General features: G+C 64.2%; 1 protein-coding gene. It reads left to right on the forward strand.

Translation table 11 applies throughout. The features are described from left to right. The coding region (tuf, locus tag O0K41_RS22245) for an elongation factor Tu (RefSeq protein WP_108270741.1) at positions 1-1053 on the forward strand (1053 nt) is incomplete at its 5' end.

Genomic DNA, 1053 nt, shown 5'->3' on the forward strand with positions numbered 1-1053 from the left:
TACTCCTCGATCGACGCCGCTCCGGAAGAAAAGGCTCGTGGTATCACGATCTCGACCGCGCACGTCGAATACGAATCCCCGGTCCGTCACTACGCCCACGTCGATTGCCCGGGCCATGCTGACTACGTCAAGAACATGATCACCGGTGCCGCCCAGATGGACGGCGCGATCCTGGTGTGCTCGGCCGCTGACGGCCCGATGCCGCAGACCCGCGAGCACATCCTGCTGTCGCGTCAGGTCGGCGTGCCGTACATCGTCGTGTTCCTGAACAAGGCCGACATGGTGGACGACGCCGAGCTGCTCGAGCTGGTCGAGATGGAAGTGCGCGAGCTGCTGAGCAAGTACGACTTCCCGGGCGACGACACCCCGATCATCGCTGGTTCGGCCCGTCTGGCGCTGGAAGGTGACCAGAGCGACATCGGCGTGCCGGCCATCCTGAAGCTGGTCGACGCCCTGGACAGCTGGATTCCGGAGCCGGAGCGCGCGATCGACAAGCCGTTCCTGATGCCGGTGGAAGACGTGTTCTCGATCTCGGGCCGCGGCACCGTGGTGACCGGTCGTATCGAGCGCGGCGTGATCAAGGTTGGCGACGAAATCGAAATCGTCGGCATCCGTCCGGTGCAGAAGACCACCGTGACCGGCGTTGAAATGTTCCGCAAGCTGCTGGACCAGGGTCAGGCAGGCGACAACGCTGGCCTGCTGCTGCGCGGCACCAAGCGTGATGACGTCGAGCGTGGCCAGGTCCTGGCCAAGCCGGGTTCGATCAAGCCGCACACCAAGTTCGAAGGCGAAGTCTACGTCCTGTCGAAGGACGAGGGCGGCCGTCACACCCCGTTCTTCAACGGCTACCGCCCGCAGTTCTACTTCCGCACCACCGACATCACCGGCGCAGCTGCTCTGCCGGAAGGCGTCGAAATGGTGATGCCGGGTGACAACGTCAAGATGGTCGTCACCCTGATCAACCCGGTGGCAATGGACGAAGGCCTGCGCTTCGCCATCCGCGAAGGCGGCCGTACCGTCGGCGCCGGCGTGGTCTCGAAGATCATCGAGTAA

It is taken from the genome of Stenotrophomonas sp. Sm2128, assembly GCF_030985535.1.
Classification (GTDB): Bacteria; Pseudomonadota; Gammaproteobacteria; order Xanthomonadales; family Xanthomonadaceae; genus Stenotrophomonas; species Stenotrophomonas maltophilia.